The organism is Serratia sp. CY44782 (assembly GCF_052168715.1).
Taxonomy (GTDB): Bacteria; Pseudomonadota; Gammaproteobacteria; order Enterobacterales; family Enterobacteriaceae; genus Serratia; species Serratia nevei.
Genome location: NZ_JBJNME010000012.1, coordinates 153,599 through 171,903 on the forward strand (window position 1 = coordinate 153,599; position 18,305 = coordinate 171,903).

Genomic DNA, 18,305 nt, shown 5'->3' on the forward strand with positions numbered 1-18,305 from the left:
TCCACGGGCGGACCGACGGGCGGTCCGCAGATGAGAATAATAGCGTTAGCGTAGCATAAGCAGATGACAGGGCGGAGGCCCCGGCGTCAGGTTCAGGCCATCGGCCGCATCGACATCGGATTGAGCTGCGGATTGAAGCAGCTGTCGTAATAACGCTGGATATCGGCGACGCGGTGCTGATTGATGCGCCGACGCTGCACCAGCCGCCAGGCGTTATAGCCCAGGCTGACGACCACCGCCAGCAACAGCAGACTGGTACCGAGATAGCGCCATAGGGTGATCATGTCCGGTTCGCTGTGCAGCGCCACATGACGGGTGCCGTTGGCGTCGACGCTGAGGCTGGTGATCACGCCCTGTGCCTGGAAGGGGGTGTGCAGCAGCAGAGTGGAAAGGCGCTGCAACTCATTCCACTGGTCGAGGGCGTTGTATTCGCTTTGCGGCGCCGACGGCTGCGGATGGCTGACCAGCTGGCGGCCTTCGTCGCTGCTGATCAGGAAACCGCCCGGCGGCGGGCTGTTGAGCGCTGCGGCGGCCAAACGCGTTTCATTGAAGATGAACGACGACGTGGCGACTTGGGTCAGGCTTTCCAGCGACTCGGCGCTCACCGGGCGCAGCAGGACGTTGACGCCTTGCAGTGCGCCGGACCTGGCGCGTTTCACCAGGCCGCTCCAGTTTTTGGCATTGCCCAGGTTGACCAGAGCGTTCTTCAACCGCACGCAGTCGTTTTCCGCCTGGCACAAATCCTGCGTTTTCAAAACGATATCAGAGAAGTCGTCCAACAGGATCATGCCGGATTTCTCGATGGCGCTGGCCAACTGCGGGTTGACCTTCTGATCGGCGCCGCTCGGATGCAGCTGGCTGTTGACCGTGGCCAGCAGGGCCGTCGCTTTGTCTATGACTTCAGATTCCGGCTGCGGTAGCGGGGCGGCGTTGTTCCAGTAAATGCCGGAGCAGTCGAACGGCGCGAAATTGGCGGCGCCGCCCCCATTGGCCGGCGGTGGGACATAGCACATGCCGCTGCCGCGCACTTTCAGCGTGTCGCCGATGCGCAGCGGCGTGGCTTCCAGCGCCTGCACGCTGGTCACTTCCACTTTTTGCGCGCCCTGCAGCCAGGCCATGCTGAGGGTCAGCGGCAGGTTGAGCGGGATATAGATCAGCAGTAACAGCAGCACCAGCGCCGAGCTGGCGACCAGCACCGCGTTGCGGCCCCACTGCTGCAGCGGGAAGTTTTTCACTTCGTCATGCAGCGAGAGGAAGCGCCCCTGGCGCACTACCTGCCGATTGAGGTAGACGTCCACATCGGTGGTCTTGCCCAGGTCCTGCGTCAGGTAAGGCTGCCAATGCGGCGGGTAGATAAGATCGATGATGCCGAGTGAAATGTTGCTGATCTGTCCCTGGCCGGATTCGCCGAACAGGCCCCAGCGCTTCGGCGTGCCGCGTAGGCAATGGATCTCTTTCAGCTCGCGTGACGCCGGACGGCGGAACAGGTTCCAGCATCCCCAAGCGATCATCAGCACCGCCACGAAAATCATCCAGGGGATCACCAGCACCGGGCTTATCAGGCTGAAGAACAGCAGCAGCAGCGCGGCGGAGATGATGACGGCTTCACGGATGCCGTTAGGCCGGTTCAGCGCATGCTCTTCCGGCGTTTCCTTGCGAATATTGACCAGCTCGACATGCTCGCTCTCTTCCTTGCGGATAGAGGCGTTTTTGGTCGGCGCGGCGCTCACCACCGGCGGTTGCGGCCGGTCGTGAATATGATCTTTCAGCGAGTGCCCGTTGAGCGAAATCACCAGCGGCAGCGTCTGGGTACGGATCACTTCCACATGGTTGTCGGCGGTGATATAGGGTTCCCAAAACGGCGGCAGGTGCACCTCTTCGGCATCGAGGTAATAGCGCCATTTATTGGGATCGTCGCTGGCCAGCCCATAGCGGGTGATGGCGTGCGTGACGGGATAAACGTTATCGCTTTGCGGGGTGAGCGCCAGTTTGGCTGCGGGCAAGGTAGCGCCGCCGCCGGGCAACAGCTTGTTGCTCAGCTTGTTTTGTTGATTGAGATAGAACTCGACCGCAGCACGCTCTTCGTCGGTCAGCTTACGGTGGGCAGGTTTGATAAACGGCAGCGCGTGCGCCAGCGCCGACGGGTTACGCGCCTTGAACCACAGGTACAGGCCGGCGGCAATCAGGCAGACAAGCACTAAGGCCAATATCAACACTATTGTGCTCATGCAATCCCCATCTCACACCCGTGAATTTCGCCAACCTGATGAAAAGGTGAATATTATACGGAGTAAACCGCCAGGAGGCACCCAGAACTAATGAGGGAACAAACAGATTCTCGCTCTGGATCTCATTCCTTCATGACGCAAGGCCATTTTATCACTGATTCTTGCCTGCGTGATACTAGCAACCGGCCTCTGCCGTCGATATCGGTATTATCCTATTTTCATGCGTGCTGTTTGCTGAATCAGTACGGAAAATCGCCCGCCGCTGGCTACGCTTGTTAAAAGAAAGTAAATTACTGTTCATGCTCGTTGCGGCGGAGCTTGCCCTTAACGCACAATGTGATCAAGATCGAATTTGGTCAGCGTTTGAGCGCCAACGAGCCGTGCGTTACGCCAATCATTATTTCGGTTGCCCCGTCCGCGCCTGGGTAACCTCTTTGAGGCAATCATGGATAAACACCTGCAAAAACCTAAAATTCTGAAAGTGGAAACCGTCGCGCGTTCGCGTTTGTTCAACGTCGAGTCGGTCGATTTGGAATTCAGCAACGGTGTGCGGCGGGTGTATGAGCGCATGCGGCCTTCGGATCGCGAAGCGGTGATGATCGTGCCGGTGATTGGCGATGACCTGCTGCTGATCCGCGAATATGCGGTGGGCACCGAATCCTATGAGCTGGGGTTCCCGAAAGGGCTGATCGATCCCGGTGAGGGGGTGCTGGAGGCGGCCAACCGCGAGCTGATGGAAGAGGTGGGATACGGCGCGAAGCGCTTCGATTTTCTCAGCAAGCTGACGATGGCGCCCTCTTACTTTTCCAGCAAAATGAATATCGTGCTGGCGCACGATCTCTATCCGCAGAGCCTGGAAGGGGATGAACCGGAGCCCCTGCCGCAGGTGCGTTGGCCGATCGCCGACATGATGGCGCTGCTGGCGGAACCGGATTTTCGTGAGGCGCGCAACGTCAGCGCGCTGTTCCTCTCCGAGGCATTTTTGCGCGCTTCGCGCTGATACGCTTCGCGCCAAACAAAAAAGGGCCAGATTTCTCTGGCCCTTTTCGATCAGAACAGCTCGTGGCTTTCACCGCCCGGATCGGTCAACGTGGTGCCGGTATCGCGCGATGGGTAGTCCGTCGGCTGAGTTCCTTCGATGAAGTACTCGGAACGGCTGCCGCCGCCACCGCCAGAGAGCTTGCCGCTGCTCTTGTCGATGGTGACGCTGATGATGCCCGGCGGCGGCGTGACTTTCTGCTCCGGGATGCCTTCCAGCGCGGTCTTCATGAAGTCGTCCCACGCCGGCTGGGCGCTCTTGGCTCCGCCTTCACCGCCGGAAATCTGATCCGGGATGGCGCCGGATACCGTCGAACGGCCCAGGTCGCGGCGGTGATCGTCGAAACCGATCCACACCGACGTCACGGTATCCGGGCCATAACCGGAGAACCAGGCGTCTTTGGAACTGTTGGTGGTACCGGTTTTGCCGCCGATATCATGACGTTTCAGATCGCGCCCTGCGCGCCAGGCCGTGCCCATCCAACCCGGTTCACCGAAGATGTTGCTGTTCAGCGCGTCGTGGATGAGGAAGGCCAGCGGCGTGCTGATCACGTGCGGCGCATACTGTTGGTCGCCGTCCTGCTGCACCTGAGCCGGGGTAACCTGCTCCAGCTGCGGCATCGGCACCGTGCTGTTGCTGCCTTCCTGCGAGGTGGCGACGTTTTCGATGTTGTCGTCGGACAGCACCGCCGAACGGTGGGTGTCGCCGTAGATCACCGGCAGGTTGCAGCTGCTGCACACCACTTTCGGTTTGGCTTCGAACACCGTATTGCCGTTGTCGTCTTCAATTTTGGTGATGAAGTACGGGTCAACCAGGTAACCGCCGTTCGCCAGCACCGCGTAGCCGCGCACCAGCTGCATCGGGGTGAAGGAGGCAGAACCCAGCGCTAGCGATTCGGTATGCACGATGTTCTGCGCCGGGAAGCCGAAGCGCTGCAGATATTCCGCCGCGTAGTCGACGCCCATCGCACGCATTGCGCGTACCATCACCACGTTCTTCGATTGCCCCAGCCCCTGGCGCAGGCGAATCGGGCCGTCGTAGGTCGGCGGCGAGTTCTTCGGCCGCCAGTCGGTGCCGGCGCCGGCATCCCAGCGGGTGATCGGTAGGTCGTTCAGGATGGTGGCCAGCGTCAGGCCTTTATCCATCGCGGCGGTGTACAGGAACGGTTTGATGTTCGACCCCACCTGGCGCAGAGCCTGCGTGACGCGGTTGAACTTGCTCTGGTTGAAGTCGAAGCCGCCGACCAGCGCTTTCACCGCGCCGTCGTTCGGATTGATCGAGACCAGCGCCGAGTTGACGTCCGGGACCTGCGACAGCCACCAGGCCTCGTTCACTTTACGCACCCACACCTGCTGGCCGGCCTGCACCACGTCGGTGACGCGTTTCGGCGTTGGGCCTTGCTGCGTGTCTGAACGGTATGGGCGCGCCCAGCGCATGGTCGCCATCGGCAGGGCAATGCTGCTGCCGTCGGCCAGCATCGCCGTCGCTTCCTGCGGGTTGGCGGCGGTGATCACCGCCGGCGCCAGCGGGCCGTAGTTCGGCAGATTTTTCAGCGAATCGACAATCTGTTTGCGATCCCAGGCCGCTTCGCCGACTTTCCACAACACGTTGGACGGGCCGCGGTAGCCGTGGCGCATGTCATAGGCCAGCACGTTGTTGCGCACCGACTCCTGCGCCGCCAGCTGCAGCCGTTTGGTGACGGTGGTGTAAACCTTGTAACCGTCGGTATAGGCATTTTCACCGTAGCGCTTGATCATCTCCTGACGCACCATCTCGGAGAGATACGGCGCGGAGAAGCTGATTTCCGGCGCATGGTAGTTGGCCACCAGATCTTCGGAACGCGCCTGATCGTACTGCGCCTGCGTGATGTAGTGTTCGTCCAGCATGCGCGACAGCACCACGTTGCGACGGGCAACGGCGCGATCGTGCGAATAGAGCGGGTTGAAGGTGGACGGCGCTTTCGGCAGGCCGGCGATGGTCGCCATTTCGCTCAGGGTCAGCTGGCTGACGTCTTTGCCGAAATAGACCTGCGCGGCGGCGCCCACGCCGTAGGCGCGGTAACCCAGATAGATCTTGTTCAGATACAGCTCAAGGATTTCATCCTTGGTGAGCATCTGCTCGATGCGCACCGCCAGGAAGGCTTCCTTGATTTTACGCATCAGGGTGCGTTCCGGGCTTAAGAAGAAGTTACGCGCCAGCTGTTGGGTAATGGTACTGGCCCCCTGCGAAGCGTGGCCGGAGACCAGCGCGATGGAGGCGGCGCGGAAGATGCCGACCGGATCGACGCCGTGGTGATCGTAGAAGCGGCTGTCTTCGGTGGCGATAAATGCGTGCACCATCACCGGCGGAATTTGATCCAGCTTCAGCGGAATGCGGCGCTTCTCGCCGTACTGGGCGATCAGTTCGCCATCGGCGCTGTAAACCTGCATCGGTATTTGCAGCCGCACATCTTTCAGCGTTGCGACGTCGGGCAGCTGCGGCTCGACATATTTGTACAAGCCGAAAATCGAGGCTGCTCCCAGCACGATGCAACATACTGCAAGGATTAGTAAATACTTTACGAACTTCACCTGAGATTTCCCATTTCTAAGTCATTTGGGCAGTTTATAAACAACCGCGCGGTAGTATAAAGGCAAGCCTGCGACATGGATATGTTCTTTTATCATCTGATGTTATGGAGGCTTGCGAAACATGTTCCCTCAAGCATGGCAGGTGGGGCTGGATATACAAATCGACTGCGTGCGGGCGGTGGCGGCCCAACGCCGCCGCAACGGCTGGCAGTTGCGCCACTGGTGGCAGCAGGCGCTGCCGCAGGCAGTTTTACGCGACGGCTGCCTGGAACCTTCCGAATTCCTGATCCGGGCGCTGCGGCAATGGCGCGTCCAACTGCCGCGACATATTTCCTTACGCATTGCCCTGCCGGCGCAGCGTGTGTTACAGCAGCTTATGGCACGGCCTGATGCGCGGCTGCGCGAGCCGGAACGCAGCGACTATATCGGTGGCCACGGTTTGAAGCAGTTTCCGCTCGATGGCCAGACGCTGGCGCTCGACTATCGCGCCGCACCGGGGGATGAGGCGGCGCTGCTGTTGACCGCCGCGCGGCGGCAGGAACTGCAGCAGTGGCTGCTTTGTCTGCGTCAGGCTGGCCTGCATCCGCAGGCGGTCGATATCACCCCTTGCGCGCTGCGGGTGATGGCGACGGCGGCGGGCGTGCCGCTCGCCGCGGGGCTGATGCATCGCCTCGACCGGGAATGGCTTTGGGTGGCGCCAGCCGATGGCGCCTTTGCCTTTGGTCTGGTTCCTGGCGACGATGGTGCGCAGGCGCGGCTGGCGCTGCAAGCCCTGACGCCGGCGGGCGACGATCGGCCGGTCTATGCCGGCAGCGTGCTGGCGGGAGACTTGCCCGTCGGTTGCCTTGCCTGGTCGCCGCTCAGCGCCTTTACGCAGCTGCGTCCGCCGTTACCTGTGCATCCTTCTGCGTTCGCGTTGGCCGGTGGTCTGGCGCTGCGCGAGGAGGATCGTTGATGTATCAGGTCAACTTTCTGCCCTGGCGCCAGCGCCGCGATCGGCGACGCGCCTATTTCTGGCTGGGCGTGCTGCTGTTGCAGGTAACGGCGCTGCTGCTGGCACTGTTCCTGGTCGCCGGCCAACTGCGTCACCAACAGACGCAGCGGCAGGCGCGGCAGGCGATGCTGGGTGAGGAGCTGGCGGCATTGACGTTGCTCGCCCGCCAGCAGCAGCAAGAGCGGGCGCAGCAAGCGATGCACAGTGCCCGCGCCGAATGGCAGGCAAATAACGCCCAACATAACCGGCGTTATTTGCAGCTGCTGCAGCAATTGTCTTCCAGCATTCCTCCGCCGCTGTGGCTCACGGCGTTGGACAGCAATGCGGCGAACGGCCTGCGGCTGCGTGGATTGAGCCGCTCTCCTGCGGCCATCACGCAGTTCGAACGGCGGCTGGCGGGGATGTCTGCGTTGCCACGGCTGCATTTGGCGGAGGTGGCGCAACGCGAAGACGGCCTGTACTCCTTTCATCTGGCGGCGCAGTGGGGGCGTGATGGATAGCCGTTTGTCATCCGGGTTGCGCCTTTGGCTGAGCTTGCCGGGCTGGCTATTGCTGCTGTCGCAAGGGTTGGGCATCGGCACGCTGGCGCTGTTGAGCGGCGGCTGGCTGTTGCAAGACGAATGGCGGCAGCGGGAAAACGCGGTGGAGCGGCAACAGCGCCTGCTGCAACAGATCGCTATGGTGCAGAGCCAGTTGGAAGAGATGCCGCAAACCGTTATCCCGGCGGCGCTTGCGCCGACCACCACCGGCGATCTGGCGAGCGTGCTGCAACGTGCGGGAGGCGCTTTGCTGCGCTGGCAGCGGCAGGAAAAACCGCCGCGGCAAACGCTGAGCTTGCGCATTGATTACGCCGGTTTGTTGGCGCTGCTGGAGGCGCTGCCCGCCGATTTACGCCTCGAGCAGCTGAGCGTGGAGACGCCGCCCCTTGGCATGACGGCGCGGTTGGTTTTGCAGGATGCCACCGAGGATCAGCCCGATGAGTAGAAGACCCGGCCGTGGGTGGTGGTGGCTGCTATGGCCGTGGGCCTTATGCGCTGAGCCGCGCGACCCGTTTGCGCCGCCTCCGCTGCCTGCTTGTGCCCAAACGGCGGCATCGCCGGCGGGCTGGCGACTGAAAGGCGTCATCGGGCAACCGACGTTGCGTTATGGCTGGGTGGTGACGCCAGCGGGGCAATGGTTGCGCCTGCGGCCGCAGCAGTGGGTGCTGGCCGAGCGCTGGCAGGTGACGCAGGTGCAGGCGCGCAGCCTAACGTTAACGGCGCTGGTGGCCGAACCGGATTGCCCGGCGAGCCAGGGCGACATCTCGCTCATGATGGGCGACAACAAGGATGGGAAGCCATGAAAGGACGCGCTGGATTGGGCGTGGCGCTGTGGTGTCTGACGCTCGGCGCTGCACAGGCGCAGGATAAACAGGTTATTTCGCTGGAGTTTCAGGATGCGCCGGTCACGGTCATCCTGCAGGCGCTGGCGGATTATCGGCAGATGAACCTGATCGCCGCACCCGGCGTGAGCGGCAACCTGACGCTGCGGCTGGAGAATGTGCCCTGGCCTCAGGCGCTGGCGCTGACCCTGCGCATGGGCAAACTGGCGATGACGCGGGAGGGTAACGTGATGCTGATTGCGCCGGAGCCGGACGCGCAGGAAAAAAGGCAGCAGCGAGAGGCGATGGCGCAGCGGCAACCGCTGCACAGCCTGAGCCTGACGTTACAGAACGGCGATGTGGCGGAGATTGCCGAAAGCCTCAATGCCCAACGCGGCGCCTTGCTCAGCGAGCGGGGCAGCGTGCTGGCGGATAAGCGCACCAATACGCTGCTGCTGCGCGACACCGCGCCGATCCTGGCGCAGTTGAAAAAGCGGGTAACGGAAATGGACGCGCCGCTGGCACAGGTCCAGCTGGCTGCGCATATCGTGACCATCAACAGCGAAAGCCTGCGCGAACTCGGCGTGCGTTGGGGATTGGCGCCTGACGATAGGCCGGCGCAGCCGCTGCGGCCGGGCAATCTCGGCGTCAACCTGCCGCTGGAGCGCAGCGCGGTGAACGCCGGTTTCCATCTGGCGCGCATCAGCGGGCGTTTGCTGAGCCTCGAGCTGACGGCGCTGGAGCAGGAGAATCAGGTGGAGATCATCGCCAGCCCGCGGCTGCTGACGGCGCACCTGCAAACCGCCAGCATCAAGCAGGGAACCGAGATCCCTTACGAAGTGTCAAGCGGCGCCAGCGGTGCGACCGCCATCGAGTTCAAAGAGGCGGTGCTGGGCATGGAGGTGACGCCGAAAGTGTTGCCGGACGGGCGCATCACGCTGACGTTGCACATCAGCCAAAATATGCCGGGGCGCGCCATCAGCCGGGGCGCGGGGGAAGCGCTGACCATCGATAAACAGGAGATTAAAACGCAGATCACGGTGAAAAACGGTGAAACCCTGGTGCTTGGCGGTATTTTTCAACGGCATAGCGGCAAGACGGCGGACAAGGTGCCGGGATTGGCGAATGCGCCGTTATTGGGAGGCTTGTTCCGACAAAGCGGCGCACAACAGAAAAAACGCGAGCTGGTGATCTTCATTACGCCGACCCTGATTAAGGGATAAGCGGCTACCTGTCAGCCGGACGGCAAATCTCCTAAAGTTGATGAGCAGATACACTTTTTTATCTCCTTGGGGGGATCTGCGTTTGACGCTGCGGCCGATTTAGCTTACAAGGGTTACCGAATTGAGCACCGAGGTTTTTTGTTAGCGTCAAGACGCCGTTAAAAACATATGGTTTCCCTCCCGCGGCGTGGATTGCGATTTATTCGGTTGCCAAACTACCAAGAGTGTTGAGATAATTTTTCGTCTGATCTCGCACTATCGCTCATGAGGTTTCAGTTTAGGTCCCGCCGCTGATTTGATTGGCGGGGCGGGTTAACATTAACGAATTGTCTTAGTAATACCGAAAAACATGGCAGAGAAACGCAATATCTTTCTGGTTGGGCCTATGGGTGCCGGCAAAAGCACTATTGGCCGTCAGTTAGCTCAGCAACTCAATATGGAGTTCTTCGACTCCGATCAAGAAATTGAGCGACGTACCGGAGCTGACGTGGGCTGGGTATTCGACGTGGAAGGGGAAGAAGGTTTCCGCGATCGTGAAGAAAAAGTCATTAATGAACTGACGGAAAAACAAGGGATTGTGTTGGCGACCGGCGGCGGTTCGGTGAAGTCGCGTGAAACGCGCAACCGTCTGTCCGCGCGCGGCGTGGTGGTCTATCTGGAAACCACGATCGAGAAGCAGCTGGCTCGTACCCAGCGTGATAAAAAACGCCCGCTGCTGCAGGTCGATTCTCCGCCGCGTGAAGTGCTGGAAGCCTTGGCGAAAGAGCGCAATCCGTTGTATGAAGAGATTGCCGATGTCACCATCCGCACCGACGATCAGAGCGCTAAAGTGGTTGCTAACCAGATCATCAACATGCTGGAAAGCAACTGATTGCCGATTTTCGCGTTCGCCGTCGGCCAATGCGGAAAACTGATTTGTGTTCCCCGCCGCTGCGGGGATCAACCACCGCCGCACCATACAGAGAACTGAGCGCGACATGGAGAGAATTACTGTAACGCTTGGGGAGCGCAGCTACCCGATTACCATCGCCGCCGGATTGTTTAACGATCCGGCTTCTTTTATGCCGTTGAAGGCGGGTGAGCAAGCGATGTTGGTCACCAACCAGACCCTGGCGCCGCTCTATTTGGAGCGCGTCCGGCAGGTGCTGGAGCGGGGCGGCGTCGTGGTGGATCAGGTGATCCTTCCCGATGGGGAACAGTACAAATCTCTGGCGGTGTTGGAGCAGGTGTTTTCGGCGCTGCTTGAAAAACCGCACGGGCGCGACACGACGCTGATAGCGCTCGGTGGCGGCGTTGTCGGCGATCTGACCGGTTTTGCCGCCGCATGCTATCAACGCGGCGTGCGCTTCATTCAGGTTCCCACCACGCTGTTGTCGCAGGTGGATTCTTCCGTGGGCGGCAAGACCGCCGTCAACCACCCGCTCGGCAAAAACATGATCGGCGCTTTCTATCAACCCGCTTCGGTGGTGGTTGATCTGGATTGCCTGAAAACGTTGCCGACGCGTGAACTCTCTTCCGGCCTGGCTGAAGTCATCAAATACGGGATCATTCTCGATCGCGAGTTCTTCGTCTGGTTGGAAAACAACATCGATGCGCTGATGGCGTTGGATATGCAGGCGTTGGCCTACTGCATCCGCCGCTGCTGCGAGCTGAAGGCCGAGGTTGTGGCCGCCGACGAACGCGAAAGCGGTCTGCGCGCCTTGCTGAATCTGGGCCATACTTACGGCCATGCCATCGAAGCCGAAATGGGCTACGGCGTATGGCTGCACGGCGAAGCGGTGGCTGCAGGCATGGTGATGGCGGCGGAAACCGCGCACCGTCTTGGCCAGTTCTCCGTTGAAGATATCGAACGCATCAAAACGCTGCTGCTGCGCGCCGGATTGCCGGTCTGCGGGCCGCAGGAAATGACGCCGGAGTCCTATTTGCCGCACATGCTGCGCGACAAGAAAGTGCTGGCGGGTGAACTGCGTCTGGTGCTGCCGACCGCGATCGGTGCGGCGGAAGTGCGCGGCGGCGTAGGGCATGAGCTGGTGCTGGCGTCGATCGCCGCCTGCCTGCCTGAGCAGCAGCGTAATTAAATCGGACTAAGTAACAGTGGCTTAGCCGCCATTTGCATCTATATTAATACAGTGAGCAGAGCACGACGGGTGTCGCTTTGCCATCATCGGGTTAATCTGCCCGTGCCACGGTAGGTCTACGGTGGTGGGCTTTTGCCTCTAGTTGGAGGGTTTCAGATGGACGAGTTTAAACCGGAAGACGATCTCAGACCTGATAGCAGCGATCGTCGTCCTACGCGTTCGCGCAAGCCGGCCGCCGCGCCGCGCTTCGCCGTCTCGCGCCAGCATTTGATGATTGGCATCGGCATTTTGGTGCTGTTGCTGCTGATTATCGGTATCGGTTCCGCCTTGAAGGCGCCGACCAAGCATGAGGCGGCTCAGGAGAGCGGCGCGCAAAATGGCGCGGCTCGCGACATCAACCTGTCCGGCTCTTCGTCGCTGACCACCGCCAACAACGGCGTGCCGGGCGGCACGACGGATACCCACGATAACAACGGTGTGAGCGCGACTCAGCCGCAGCAACCGCAGAACGTCAGCGTTCCGCCGATCTCCGGCACGCCGACCGAAGCGCAAACTCAGCCTCAGCAGGGCGGTGCGCAGCAGCGCGTCGATCTGCCTGGCAACATGGCGGATGCGCTGTCGCAGCAGCAGGGGCAGGTGGATGCCGCAACCCAGGGCATGACCGGCGCAGCGTCGACGTTGCCGACTGCACCGGCAACGGTGATGAGCGGCGCTGCGGCGCGCGAGGCGACGCGCCCTGTGCAAGGCACCGCGCCGCAACAGCATAAAACGCCGGCGAAAACCGCCGCCACCAAACCGACCGCGACGCAGCATAAATCACCGACTACGGTGTATACGCCGCCGGTCAAGCCGTCTTCCACCGCGAAAGCGGGGGCGGTCAGCAGCAGCGGCAGTTCACTGCAGTCTGCACCGGGCAGCCATTACACGCTGCAGCTGAGCAGCGCTTCGCGTTCCGATACGCTGAACGCCTACGCCAAACAGCAGAAGCTGCAGAACTACCTGGTATACGCCACCAAGCGTGACGGCAAGCCGTGGTATGTGCTGGTAAGCGGCAACTACGCATCTTCTGCTGAAGCGAAGCGCGCTATCGCTACGCTGCCGGCGGATGTGCAGGCGAAAAAACCATGGGTCCGACCTGTACACCAAGTGCAGCAAGATCTTAAAAAATAAATCATTTAAATTTGTGCGCTGATGTGCTGTCTGAAACAGAGTACAATCCGCCGCTCTGAATTGTATAAGTAGCTAATTGACGGCATGAAGAAAAACCGCGCTTTTTTAAAATGGGCTGGTGGAAAATACCCGCTGGTAGACGAGATTCGTCGCCATCTGCCGGCGGGAGACTGCTTAATCGAGCCCTTCGTGGGTGCGGGATCCGTCTTCCTGAATACGGATTACGACGCCTACATTCTCGCCGACATCAATAGCGATCTTATCAACCTGTATAACATCGTTAAGCTGCGCACGGATGACTTCGTGCGCGATGCCCGCACGCTTTTCGCCGATGAATTCAATAACTCGGATCAGTTTTACCTGCTGCGAGAAGAGTTCAATACTAGCACCGAGCCTTACCGTCGGGCGCTGCTGTTCCTGTACCTGAACCGCCACTGCTATAACGGCCTGTGCCGCTATAACCTGCGCGGCGAGTTCAACGTGCCGTTTGGCCGGTACAAGAAACCGTACTTCCCGGAAGAAGAGCTCTACTGGTTTGCCGAAAAATCGCGCAATGCCACTTTTGTCTGCGAGCATTACCGCGATACTATGGCGAAGGCCATGGCCGGTACCGTGGTGTATTGCGATCCGCCTTACGCGCCGCTGTCGGCGACGGCGAATTTCACGGCTTATCACACCAACAGCTTCAGCATCGCCGATCAGCAGAGTCTGGCGCATCTGGCGCACCAGCTCTCGGTAGAGAGCCAGGTACCGGTATTGATCTCCAATCACGATACTGAGCTGACGCGCGACTGGTACCAACATGCTGCGCTGTATGTGGTGAAAGCACGTCGCACGATCAGTCGCAATATTCTCGGCCGCAGCAAAGTGAACGAGCTTTTGGCGCTGTATCGCTAAGCCGGGGTGCCCCGGCGCATAACAACTCGACCCTACGTTTGGAGAAGCGGATGAAAAAGTTTTTGATTGCCCCGTCCATTCTGTCGGCAGATTTTGCCCGGTTAGGTGAAGATACCGCTAACGTGCTGGCCGCAGGCGGCGACGTGGTGCACTTCGACGTGATGGACAACCACTACGTGCCCAATCTGACCATCGGTCCGATGGTGTGCGAAGCGCTGCGCAACTACGGCATTACCGCGCCGATTGACGTGCACCTGATGGTCAAACCGGTGGACCGCATCGTGCCTGATTTCGCCAAGGCCGGCGCGTCTTATATCTCTTTCCACCCCGAAGCTTCCGAGCATGTCGATCGCACCATTCAGCTGATCAAAGAGCACGGCTGTAAAGCCGGCCTGGTGTTCAACCCGGCCACGCCGCTGAGCTATCTCGACTACGTGATGGATAAAATCGACGTGATCCTGCTGATGTCGGTTAACCCGGGCTTCGGCGGCCAGTCGTTCATCCACGGCACCCTGGACAAGCTGCGCCAGGTGCGCAAGCTGATCGACGACAGCGGTCGCGACATCCGCCTGGAAGTCGACGGCGGGGTGAAGGTGGATAACATCGCCGAAATCGCCGCCGCGGGCGCCGATATGTTCGTCGCCGGTTCCGCCATCTTTGGCCAGCCGGACTACCGCAAGGTGATCGACGAGATGCGCAGCGAGCTGGCGAAGGTTTCCCATGGCTGATTTCGGCGCGATCCGCGCATTGGCCTTCGATCTGGACGGCACGCTGGTCGACAGCGCGCCGGGCCTGGCGGCCGCCATCGATATGGCGCTGGAAGAAGCGGGCCTGCCGCAAGCGGGTGAGGAGCGGGTTGGCACCTGGATCGGCAACGGCGCCGACGTGCTGGTGCAGCGCGCGCTGCGCTGGGCGGAAGCAGAAGGCACGCCGGAACAGAGCGGCCGGCTGCGTGAACGCTTCGACCATTTCTATGCGCAGACCGTCGACAGCGGTAGCCGCCTGTTCCCGCAGGTGCAAGAGACGCTGGCCCGGCTGGCCGCGCACGGCTACCCGATGGCGCTGGTGACCAACAAACCGACGCCGTTCGTGGCGCCGCTGCTGGCGGCGCTGGGCATTGGCGACTATTTCTCGCTGGTGATCGGCGGCGACGACGTGACGGAAAAGAAACCGCACCCGGCGCCGTTGTATCTGGTGCTCGGCAAGCTTGGGCTGCGCGCGCATGAACTGCTGTTCGTCGGCGATTCACGCAACGATATTCAAGCCGCGCAGGGCGCCGGTTGCCCAAGCGTCGGCTTTACCTACGGTTATAACTACGGCGAATCGATAGCCCTGAGCCACCCCGATCGGGTGTTGGAGCGCTTCGCCGATTTGTTGCCCGCTCTTGGGCTGTCATCTTTAGAGAATCAGGAAATTTAAACATGAGTAAGCCCATCGTATTTAGCGGCGCGCAGCCGTCCGGCGAACTGACCATCGGCAACTACATGGGTGCGCTGCGTCAGTGGGTGCAGATGCAGGACGACTACGACTGCATCTACTGCATCGTCGATCTGCATGCCATCACCGTGCGCCAGGACGCCGAGAAACTGCGCAAAGCCACGCTGGATACGCTGGCGCTGTACCTGGCCTGCGGCATCGATCCGGAAAAAAGCACCATCTTCGTGCAGTCGCACGTGCCTGAGCACACGCAGCTGAGCTGGGTGCTGAACTGCTACACCTATTTCGGCGAACTGAGCCGCATGACGCAGTTCAAAGACAAATCCGCGCGCTACGCGGAGAACATCAACGCCGGGCTGTTCAGCTATCCGGTGCTGATGGCGGCGGATATCCTGCTGTATCAAACCAACCAGGTGCCGGTGGGCGAAGACCAGAAGCAGCACCTGGAACTGAGCCGCGACGTAGGGCAGCGTTTCAACGCGCTGTACGGCGACGTGTTCAAAGTGCCGGAGCCGTTTATTCCTAAATCCGGCGCGCGCGTGATGTCGCTGCAGGAACCGACCAAGAAGATGTCCAAGTCGGACGATAACCGCAACAACGTGATCGGCCTGCTGGAAGATCCGAAAGCGGTGACCAAGAAGATTAAGCGCGCAATGACCGACTCGGAAGAGCCGCCTGTCGTGCGTTACGACGTGGTCAACAAGGCGGGCGTCTCCAACCTGCTGGATATTCTCGCCGGTGTGACCGGCAAGAGCATCGCGCAGTTGGAAGCCGAGTTCGAAGGCCAGATGTACGGCCACCTGAAAGGCGCGGTGGCGGAAGCCGTCTCCGGCATGCTGGGTGAGCTGCAGGAGCGTTATCACCGCTTCCGTAACGACGAAGCCTATCTGCAGCAGGTGATGCGCGACGGTGCCGCCAAGGCCCGCGCACGCGCGCAGGAAACCCTGGCGAAGGTCTATCAGGCCGTCGGTTTCGTACCGCCGCAGGCGTAACGCCGGCGAAAATAAAAAAAGCGGCCACGGGCCGCTTTTTTTATGTCGGTATCACGCCATTTGCGCCAGACCGGCGGGTGATGCCTCGCTGGCGAACCAGTTGAGTTTGCTGCGCAGGCTGACCACGCTGCCGACGATGATCAGGCTGGGGCTGGCGGCCTGCAGTGACAGGGCGCCCAGTTGGCCAAGCTCGCCTTCGATCACCCGCTGGCGGCAGGAAGTGCCGTTTTCTACCAGCGCCACCGGCGTGGTGGCCGGCAATCTATTCGCGATCAGCTGGCGCTGGATCTCCGCCGCCTGCGACAGCCCCATATAGAACACCAGCGTCTGTTGCCCGGCGGCCAGCGTCGCCCAGTCCAATCCGCCGTCGGCCTTGGCGTGCCCGGTCACCAGGCGCACGCTCTGCGCATGGTCGCGGTGGGTGAGCGGGATGCCGCTGTAGGCGGAACAGCCGGAGGCGGCGGTAATGCCCGGCACCACCGAGAACGGCACGTTGGCGTCTGCCAGCGTCTCCAGCTCTTCGCCGCCGCGGCCAAAGATAAAGGGATCGCCGCCCTTCAGACGCACCACGCGTTTGCCTTGCTGCGCCTGCTGCAGCAGGATTTGGTTGATTTGCTCTTGCGGCACGCAGTGGTGCCCGGCGCGTTTGCCGACGAAGATACGTTCGGCGTCGCGGCGCACCAGCGTCATGATCTCTTCGGAGACCAGCCGGTCGTAAACCACCACGTCGGCCTGCTGGATCTGCTGCAGCCCTTTCAGCGTCAACAAGCCGGCATCGCCCGGCCCGGCGCCCACCAGCACCACTTCACCGCGATCTTCCGGCTGTTCACTGAACAGCTGCTCGAGCTGGCGTTCGGCCAGCGTGGCGTCGTCGTTTGCCAGCGACTGCGCCAGCCGATCGTGGGCGAATAACCGTTCCCAGAAGCGACGGCGCGCGCCGAGGCTATTGAAGCGTTGTTTTACCCGTTGCCGCAGCGAGCCGCCCAGCTGCGCCAGCTTGCCGAGGTGCTGCGGCAGCATCGCTTCCAGCTTCTCGCGCAGCAGCCGCGCCAGCACCGGCGCTTTGCCGCCGGAGGACACCGCCACCATGATCGGCGAACGATCGATGATAGACGGCATGATAAAGCTGGCGCGTTTCGGATCGTCCACCACGTTGCAGAACACCCGCTGCTGGTTGGCGCACTGATACACCAGCGCGTTGACCTCCAGCCGGTCGGTGGCGGCGATCACCAGCCATTTTTCCGCCAGCAGGGCCGGGCTGAATTCGCCTTCGGCCAGCGTCAATCGGCCTTCTTCCGCCCACAGGCGAAACTGCGGGGTGAAGTCCACGGCGTTGACGGTCAGCGCTGCGCCGGCGTCCAGCAGCAGGCGGGCCTTGCGTTCGGCGATCTCGCCGCCGCCGACCAGCAGGCAGGCTTTGTGTTGCAGTTGGCAGAAAATCGGCAGGTAGTCCATCGGCACTCCTCGGGATAATCAGTGTGGGGGCGAAGTGCGCCCCCGAAAACTCAGGCGGTCTGACGTGCGGCGGCTTTCGCCGCCTGCGGGCGTTCGGCGCGCGGCGTAGCGTACCAATACCCCAGACCCATCAGCACCGAGCCGGACAGGATATTGCCTAGCGTCACCCACAGCAGGTTGTGGCCGATGCCGGCGAGGGTGTAGGCCTCGCTGTGGTTGCCGAACCAGGAGAGGGCGAACAGCGTCATGTTGGCGACGGAGTGTTCGTAACCCGAGGCGATAAAGGCCAGCAGGCACCACCAAATGGCGATGAACTTGGCGGCGCCTTCTACGCGGATCGCCATCCAAATCGCCAGGCAAACCAGCCAGTTGCACAGCACCCCCTTGAAGAACAGCACTTCGGCCGGCGCGGTGGTTTTCGCCAGCGCGGCGCTGTGCACCAGGCTGGTATCCACCGGCAGCAGGCTGCCGCCCCCGTAGTAATACATCAGCGCCACCAGCACCGAGCCGAGCAGGTTGCCGAGCCAGGTTTGCGGCAGCACCGCCCACATCTGGCTCTGGCGGATGGTGCCGGCCTTGACGCCGAGCGTCAGGAACATCGTATGGCCGGTGAACAGCTCGGAACCGGCGATGATCACCAGCGTCAGGGCGATGCCGAAGGTGGCGCCCATCACCAGCGGGCGCACGCTGGGGTCGACCAGATTGCCGAGGGTGAAGATCAGGATGATGCCGAGGCCGACGTAGGCGCCGGCCATCGCCGAGCTGATCCAGAAGCCGAGCGGGCTCTCTTTCGCCAGGCGGACGATGCGCGCCGCGTTGGCGGCGCATTTATTGATCGTGTCGGTAAACATGTTGCCTCCCG

General features: G+C 61.3%; 17 protein-coding genes. 13 read left to right on the top strand and 4 right to left on the bottom strand.

What is annotated here, in order from left to right; all coding sequences use genetic code 11:
• Positions 1-92: 92 nt before the first annotated feature.
• The gene (locus ACJ8HT_RS21755) at positions 93-2,228 is read right to left on the bottom strand and encodes an intracellular growth attenuator family protein (RefSeq protein ID WP_194572703.1); all 2,136 of its coding nucleotides are present in this window, start codon (positions 2,226-2,228) and stop codon (positions 93-95) included.
• Positions 2,229-2,673: 445 nt separating this feature from the next.
• Here ACJ8HT_RS21755 and nudE point away from each other — a divergent pair, with 445 nt between their 5' ends.
• The gene (nudE, locus tag ACJ8HT_RS21760) at positions 2,674-3,228 is read left to right on the top strand and encodes an ADP compounds hydrolase NudE (RefSeq protein ID WP_038878156.1); all 555 of its coding nucleotides are present in this window, start codon (positions 2,674-2,676) and stop codon (positions 3,226-3,228) included.
• 50 nt (positions 3,229-3,278) lie between these two features.
• Here nudE and mrcA read toward each other — a convergent pair whose 3' ends face one another.
• Positions 3,279-5,837, bottom strand: coding sequence for a peptidoglycan glycosyltransferase/peptidoglycan DD-transpeptidase MrcA (gene mrcA, locus ACJ8HT_RS21765; protein WP_048232080.1), 2,559 nt, complete (start codon positions 5,835-5,837; stop codon positions 3,279-3,281).
• 121 nt (positions 5,838-5,958) lie between these two features.
• Here mrcA and pilM point away from each other — a divergent pair, with 121 nt between their 5' ends.
• From pilM to trpS, 12 genes are all read left to right on the top strand, one after another.
• Positions 5,959-6,792 (top strand): pilus assembly protein PilM, encoded by an 834-nt coding sequence (gene pilM, locus ACJ8HT_RS21770; protein WP_195873763.1) that lies wholly within the window; start codon positions 5,959-5,961, stop codon positions 6,790-6,792.
• Positions 6,792-7,331: a PilN domain-containing protein gene (locus ACJ8HT_RS21775; RefSeq protein ID WP_197653361.1), complete on the top strand. Its 540-nt coding sequence runs from the start codon at positions 6,792-6,794 to the stop codon at positions 7,329-7,331. Before pilM ends, ACJ8HT_RS21775 begins: the two co-directional genes overlap by 1 nt.
• Positions 7,324-7,815 carry a hypothetical protein gene (locus ACJ8HT_RS21780; protein WP_197653362.1) on the top strand — a complete coding sequence of 164 codons (492 nt, stop codon included), beginning with the start codon at positions 7,324-7,326 and terminating at the stop codon, positions 7,813-7,815. Before ACJ8HT_RS21775 ends, ACJ8HT_RS21780 begins: the two co-directional genes overlap by 8 nt.
• Positions 7,808-8,173 carry a HofP DNA utilization family protein gene (locus tag ACJ8HT_RS21785; protein WP_197653363.1) on the top strand — a complete coding sequence of 122 codons (366 nt, stop codon included), beginning with the start codon at positions 7,808-7,810 and terminating at the stop codon, positions 8,171-8,173. The genes ACJ8HT_RS21780 and ACJ8HT_RS21785 overlap by 8 nt, the downstream gene beginning before the upstream one ends.
• Positions 8,170-9,414: a DNA uptake porin HofQ gene (gene hofQ / locus ACJ8HT_RS21790; RefSeq protein WP_197653364.1), complete on the top strand. Its 1,245-nt coding sequence runs from the start codon at positions 8,170-8,172 to the stop codon at positions 9,412-9,414. The genes ACJ8HT_RS21785 and hofQ overlap by 4 nt, the downstream gene beginning before the upstream one ends.
• 349 nt (positions 9,415-9,763) lie before the next feature.
• Positions 9,764-10,285 carry a shikimate kinase AroK gene (aroK, locus tag ACJ8HT_RS21795; protein WP_004391482.1) on the top strand — a complete coding sequence of 174 codons (522 nt, stop codon included), beginning with the start codon at positions 9,764-9,766 and terminating at the stop codon, positions 10,283-10,285.
• A gap of 106 nt (positions 10,286-10,391) precedes the next feature.
• Positions 10,392-11,492 (top strand): 3-dehydroquinate synthase, encoded by a 1,101-nt coding sequence (gene aroB, locus ACJ8HT_RS21800; RefSeq protein ID WP_060424528.1) that lies wholly within the window; start codon positions 10,392-10,394, stop codon positions 11,490-11,492.
• A gap of 156 nt (positions 11,493-11,648) precedes the next feature.
• Positions 11,649-12,662 (top strand): SPOR domain-containing protein, encoded by a 1,014-nt coding sequence (locus ACJ8HT_RS21805; RefSeq protein WP_197653365.1) that lies wholly within the window; start codon positions 11,649-11,651, stop codon positions 12,660-12,662.
• Between the two features lie 84 nt (positions 12,663-12,746).
• Positions 12,747-13,559, top strand: coding sequence for an adenine-specific DNA-methyltransferase (dam, locus tag ACJ8HT_RS21810; protein ID WP_194572237.1), 813 nt, complete (start codon positions 12,747-12,749; stop codon positions 13,557-13,559).
• A gap of 50 nt (positions 13,560-13,609) precedes the next feature.
• Positions 13,610-14,287 (top strand): ribulose-phosphate 3-epimerase, encoded by a 678-nt coding sequence (gene rpe / locus ACJ8HT_RS21815; protein ID WP_019456160.1) that lies wholly within the window; start codon positions 13,610-13,612, stop codon positions 14,285-14,287.
• Positions 14,280-14,978 (top strand): phosphoglycolate phosphatase, encoded by a 699-nt coding sequence (locus ACJ8HT_RS21820; RefSeq protein WP_194572238.1) that lies wholly within the window; start codon positions 14,280-14,282, stop codon positions 14,976-14,978. Before rpe ends, ACJ8HT_RS21820 begins: the two co-directional genes overlap by 8 nt.
• A gap of 2 nt (positions 14,979-14,980) precedes the next feature.
• Entirely contained in the window at positions 14,981-15,988 is a 1,008-nt protein-coding gene (gene trpS / locus ACJ8HT_RS21825; RefSeq protein WP_025304534.1) for a tryptophan--tRNA ligase, read from the top strand.
• Between the two features lie 51 nt (positions 15,989-16,039).
• Here trpS and cysG read toward each other — a convergent pair whose 3' ends face one another.
• Together cysG and nirC are read right to left on the bottom strand one after the other, a co-directional pair.
• The gene (cysG, locus tag ACJ8HT_RS21830; RefSeq protein ID WP_197653366.1) at positions 16,040-17,443 is read right to left on the bottom strand and encodes a siroheme synthase CysG; all 1,404 of its coding nucleotides are present in this window, start codon (positions 17,441-17,443) and stop codon (positions 16,040-16,042) included.
• A gap of 50 nt (positions 17,444-17,493) precedes the next feature.
• A complete protein-coding gene (gene nirC / locus ACJ8HT_RS21835; RefSeq protein WP_033636294.1) occupies positions 17,494-18,294 on the bottom strand; it encodes a nitrite transporter NirC in 801 nt (266 codons plus the stop codon).
• Positions 18,295-18,305 lie beyond the last annotated feature (11 nt).